The 4,270-nt window shown below is 72.5% G+C and carries 4 protein-coding genes; 2 read left to right on the top strand and 2 right to left on the bottom strand.

Annotated features, from left to right (window positions below):
• Positions 1–241: 241 nt before the first annotated feature.
• Complete coding sequence (locus MHW47_RS32670) at positions 242–1,066, bottom strand: purine-nucleoside phosphorylase (protein ID WP_239227466.1); 825 nt, start codon at positions 1,064–1,066, stop codon at positions 242–244.
• Between the two features lie 164 nt (positions 1,067–1,230).
• Entirely contained in the window at positions 1,231–1,668 is a 438-nt protein-coding gene (locus MHW47_RS32665; protein ID WP_026171252.1) for a gamma-glutamylcyclotransferase, read from the bottom strand.
• A 217-nt stretch (positions 1,669–1,885) separates the two neighbouring features.
• On the opposite strand from MHW47_RS32665, the gene MHW47_RS32660 reads away from it, so the two are divergent.
• Together MHW47_RS32660 and MHW47_RS32655 are read left to right on the top strand one after the other, a co-directional pair.
• Positions 1,886–3,325 carry an NAD(P)H-quinone dehydrogenase gene (locus tag MHW47_RS32660; protein ID WP_239227465.1) on the top strand — a complete coding sequence of 480 codons (1,440 nt, stop codon included), beginning with the start codon at positions 1,886–1,888 and terminating at the stop codon, positions 3,323–3,325.
• Positions 3,326–3,481: 156 nt separating this feature from the next.
• Positions 3,482–4,270 (top strand): DeoR/GlpR family DNA-binding transcription regulator (locus tag MHW47_RS32655; RefSeq protein ID WP_308381740.1); only part of this gene is annotated, 789 nt, incomplete at its 3' end.

Raw genomic sequence — 4,270 nt, 5'->3', positions numbered from 1 at the left:
GGGGGGGGGGGGGGGGGGGGGGGGGGGGGGGGGGGCGCCTGCGGCGGGCCTGTTCCCCACCCCGCCCCTTCCCGAAACCGGGGCGCCGCCCCGGACCCCGCGCCTCAAACGCCGGCGGGGCTGAGGTTGCGGGGGCGCCGCCCCGGTCCTCGCCCCGCCCCCCGGCCGTCGGCTGGGCCGGGCACCGGTGGTGTTGCTCCGGCACCCGTGCTCCGGTCGGCGGCCGGGGCGGTGGTGGGCGTCAGATGCGGTCCAGGACGCGGGCCAGGAGGGAGCCCATGCGGGTCGCGGAGTCGCGGCCGGCCTGGAGGACCTCCTCGTGGTTCAGCGGTTCGCCGCTGAGCCCCGCCGCCAGGTTGGTGACCAGGGAGATGCCGAGGACCTCGGCCCCCGCCTCGCGGGCCGCGATGGCCTCCAGGACCGTGGACATGCCGACGAGGTCGCCGCCCATCACGCGCACCATGCCGATCTCGGCCGGCGTCTCGTAGTGCGGGCCGGGGAACTGGACGTACACCCCCTCTTCGAGGGTCGCGTCCACCTCCTTGCACAGGGCCCGGAGGCGGGGCGAGTACAGGTCGGTCAGGTCCACGAAGTTCGCCCCGACGATGGGGGAGGCCGCCGTGAGGTTGATGTGGTCGCTGATCAGGACCGGCTGGCCGGGGCGCATCCCCTCGCGCAGCCCGCCGCAGCCGTTCGTCAGGACGACGGTCCGGCAGCCGGCGGCGACGGCCGTCCGCACCCCGTGGGCGACGGCGCCCACGCCGCGGCCCTCGTAGAAGTGCGTACGGCCCAGGAACACCAGGGCCCGCTTGTCGCCGATGACGTGCGAGCGGACCGTGCCGCCGTGGCCCTCCACGGCCGGGGCGGGGAAGCCGGGCAGCGCGGTCACCGGGAACTCCGCTTCCGGAACGCCGAGCGCGGCGGCGGCGGGCGCCCAGCCCGAGCCCATCACGAGGGCGACGTCGTGAGTCTCGGCACCGGTCAGCTCGCGCAGGCGGGCGGCGGCGTCGGCGGCGGCGGCGTACGGGTCGCCCTGGATGTGGTCCGGAATAACTGATGCGTTCACGCGGATGAGGGTAACCGCTGAACCCCTACGCGCGTAGATGCCCTGGTACAGAGTCTTGCGACATTTGTTCGTGCGTTCCGACAATCGGGCCCCGGGCCCCGGGGTGGACCCGGGGCAAAGGGGCAGGTCGCCGCCGTTCTCCACGGTGGCCCCTGCCGCGTCGCTCAGCAGGGACGCTTGCGGAGTTCCATCACATAATCGTGCGGCGCGCCCGCCGATTCGGCCGCGTCCGCGATCTCGCCGAGGTAGCGGGCGGAGGGCAGCCCGCCCTCGTAGCCGTTCAGCACGTAGATCCAGGCCGGCTCCTCGCCGTCCAGCGTGTGCACCCGGATGCGCATGCGGCGGTAGATGTCCAGGCCGACGCCCTCCCAGCGGTCCATGGAGTCCTCGTCCATGGGGGCCAGGTCGTACAGGGCCACGAACACCTGCGAACGGGGCGCCTCGACCACGGTCGCCAGCGCTCCCTCCCAGCCCATCTGCTCCCCGCCGAACGTCAGCCGCCAGCCGTTCAGCCAGCCGGTGCCGCGCAGCGGTGAGTGCGGGGCGCGGCGCGTCATCAGCCGCGCGTCGAGGTTGCCGGCGTACGCGGCGTAGAGCGACATGTGATCGAGGGTACGGGAGTACGGCGCGGGAGCGGCGGTTCCTGAGCGGAAGGCCCCCGTACGTGCGCTCCGGAGCACGTTTGGAGGGCCCCGGGGCGAAGCACCTTGGCGCGTGCGGGACAATGAAGTACGTACTGCATTCCACCGGGGCGATCCCCCGGACCCCCGGCCGGGGAGGCGTACGGCCGCGGGACGAGAAACGCGAGGCGGACTTTTCGTGACCCGGATCGTGATCATCGGCGGCGGACCCGGCGGGTACGAGGCGGCACTGGTGGGCGCCCAGCTGGGCGCGGAGGTGACCGTCGTCGACTGCGACGGTCTCGGCGGCGCGTCCGTCCTCACCGACTGCGTGCCCTCGAAGACCCTGATCGCGACGGCCGAGGTGATGACCACCTTCGACTCCTCGTACGAGGAGCTGGGCATCATCGTCGCCGACGACACCCCGCACATCGAGCAGGCCGCGCGTGTGGTCGGCGTCGATCTGGGGAAGGTCAACCGGCGCGTGAAGCGCCTGGCGCTGGCCCAGTCCCACGACATCACCGCCTCCGTCACCCGCGCCGGCGCCCGTGTGATGCGCGGGCGCGGCCGGCTGGACGGCCTGCAGGCCGCGGACGGCTCCCGCACGGTCGTCGTCACCTCGGCGGACGGCACCGAGGAGACCCTCACCGCAGACGCCGTGCTGATCGCGACCGGCGGCCACCCCAGGGAGATCCCGGACGCCCAGCCGGACGGCGAGCGCATCCTCAACTGGACCCAGGTCTACGACCTCGACGAGCTGCCGCAGGAACTCATCGTCGTCGGTTCGGGTGTGACGGGCGCGGAGTTCGCCGGCGCCTACCAGGCCCTCGGCTCCCGGGTCACGCTCGTCTCGTCCCGCGACCGGGTGCTGCCCGGCGAGGACCCCGACGCCGCCGCCGTCCTGGAGGACGTCTTCCGGCGGCGCGGCATGAACGTCATGGCCCGCTCCCGCGCGCAGGCCGCCAAACGCGTCGGCGACCGCGTCGAGGTGACCCTCGCGGACGGCCGGGTCATCTCCGGCACGCACTGCCTGATGGCCGTCGGCGCCATCCCGAACACCGCGGGCATGGGCCTGGAGGAGGCCGGCGTCCGGCTCAAGGACTCCGGGCACATCCACACCGACAAGGTCTCCCGCACCAGCGCGCCCGGCGTCTACGCGGCCGGTGACGTCACCGGCGTCTTCGCCCTCGCCTCGGTCGCCGCCATGCAGGGCCGCATCGCGATGTACCACTTCCTCGGCGACGCGGTGGCCCCGCTGAACCTCAAGACGGTCTCCTCGAACGTCTTCACCGACCCGGAGATCGCCACCGTCGGCTACACCCAGGCCGACATCGACGCCGGCAAGATCGAGGCGCTCGTCGTCAAGCTGCCGCTGCTGCGCAACCCGCGCGCCAAGATGCAGGGCATCCGGGACGGCTTCGTCAAGATCTTCTGCCGTCCCGGCACCGGCATCGTGGTCGGCGGCTGCGTCGTCGCCCCGCGCGCGAGCGAGCTGATCCATCCCATCTCGATCGCGGTCGACAACAACCTGACGGTCGAACAGATCGCGAACGCCTTCACCGTGTACCCGTCCCTGTCGGGATCGATCGCGGAGGTGGCCCGCCAGCTGCACAGCCGCAAGCGCACGGGGGGGTCGTGACGGCGGCGGAGAGACATCCGCAGGGGAACGCCCGCTGATCGCCGAGTGACAACCAGGTGACTTCCTATATCACTTGGCGACCGGCTGTGTGTGCAACTTCTGCTATTCGGCGCAAACTGCTGAAAACTCTCGTCCGGTCACGTTACTGTCAGTTTCGTGTTCGCTGCAGAACGTCGTCAGTTGATCCTCGAAATGGTGCGTGCCAACGGGGCGGTATCGCTCCGTGAGCTCGCCCGCGTCGTCCAGACCTCCGAAGTGACCGTACGGCGGGACGTGCGGGCGCTGGAGGCAGAAGGACTCCTCGACCGCCGGCACGGCGGTGCGGTCTTGCCGGGCGGTTTCACGCGGGAGTCCGGCTTTCCGCAGAAATCCCATCTCGCCACCGCGGAGAAGACGGCCATCGCCGACCTGGCCGCCGGCCTCGTCGAGGAGGGCGAGGCCATCGTCGTCGGCGCCGGTACGACCACGCAGGAGCTGGCCCGCCGGCTCGCGCGCGTCCCCGGCCTGACCGTCGTCACCAACTCCCTGCTCGTCGCGCAGGCGCTGGCCCACGCGAACCGGGTGGAGGTGGTGATGACCGGGGGCACCCTGCGCGGGTCCAACTACGCCCTCGTCGGCAGCGGGGCCGAGCAGTCCCTCCAGGGGCTGCGGGTCTCCCGCGCGTTCCTGTCCGGGAGCGGGCTCACCGCCGAGCGCGGGCTCTCCACGTCCAACATGCTCTCCGCGAGCGTGGACCGGGCGCTGGTGCAGGCCGCGGCGGAGGTCGTGGTCCTCGCCGACCACACGAAGCTCGGCTCCGACACCATGTTCCAGACCGTGCCGACCGACCTCATCACCCATCTGGTGACGGACGAGCCCGCCGCGCACGACGACCGCGCGGCGGCGGAGCTGCAGGCGCTGGCGGACCAGGGCGTGCGGATCGCCGTCGCGGGCGCAGGGCCCTCC

The organism is Streptomyces sp. OfavH-34-F (genome assembly GCF_022347745.1).
GTDB lineage: Bacteria > Actinomycetota > Actinomycetes > Streptomycetales > Streptomycetaceae > Streptomyces.
Note: the sequence above shows the minus strand (reverse complement) of the source record. Positions and strands in the feature narration are given on the sequence as shown.

Excerpts from the sequence above, each read along its gene's own strand:
- MHW47_RS32665 (WP_026171252.1), bottom strand. The coding sequence starts at position 1,668 with ATGTCGCTCTACGCCGCGTACGCCGGCAACCTCGACGCGCGGCTGATG.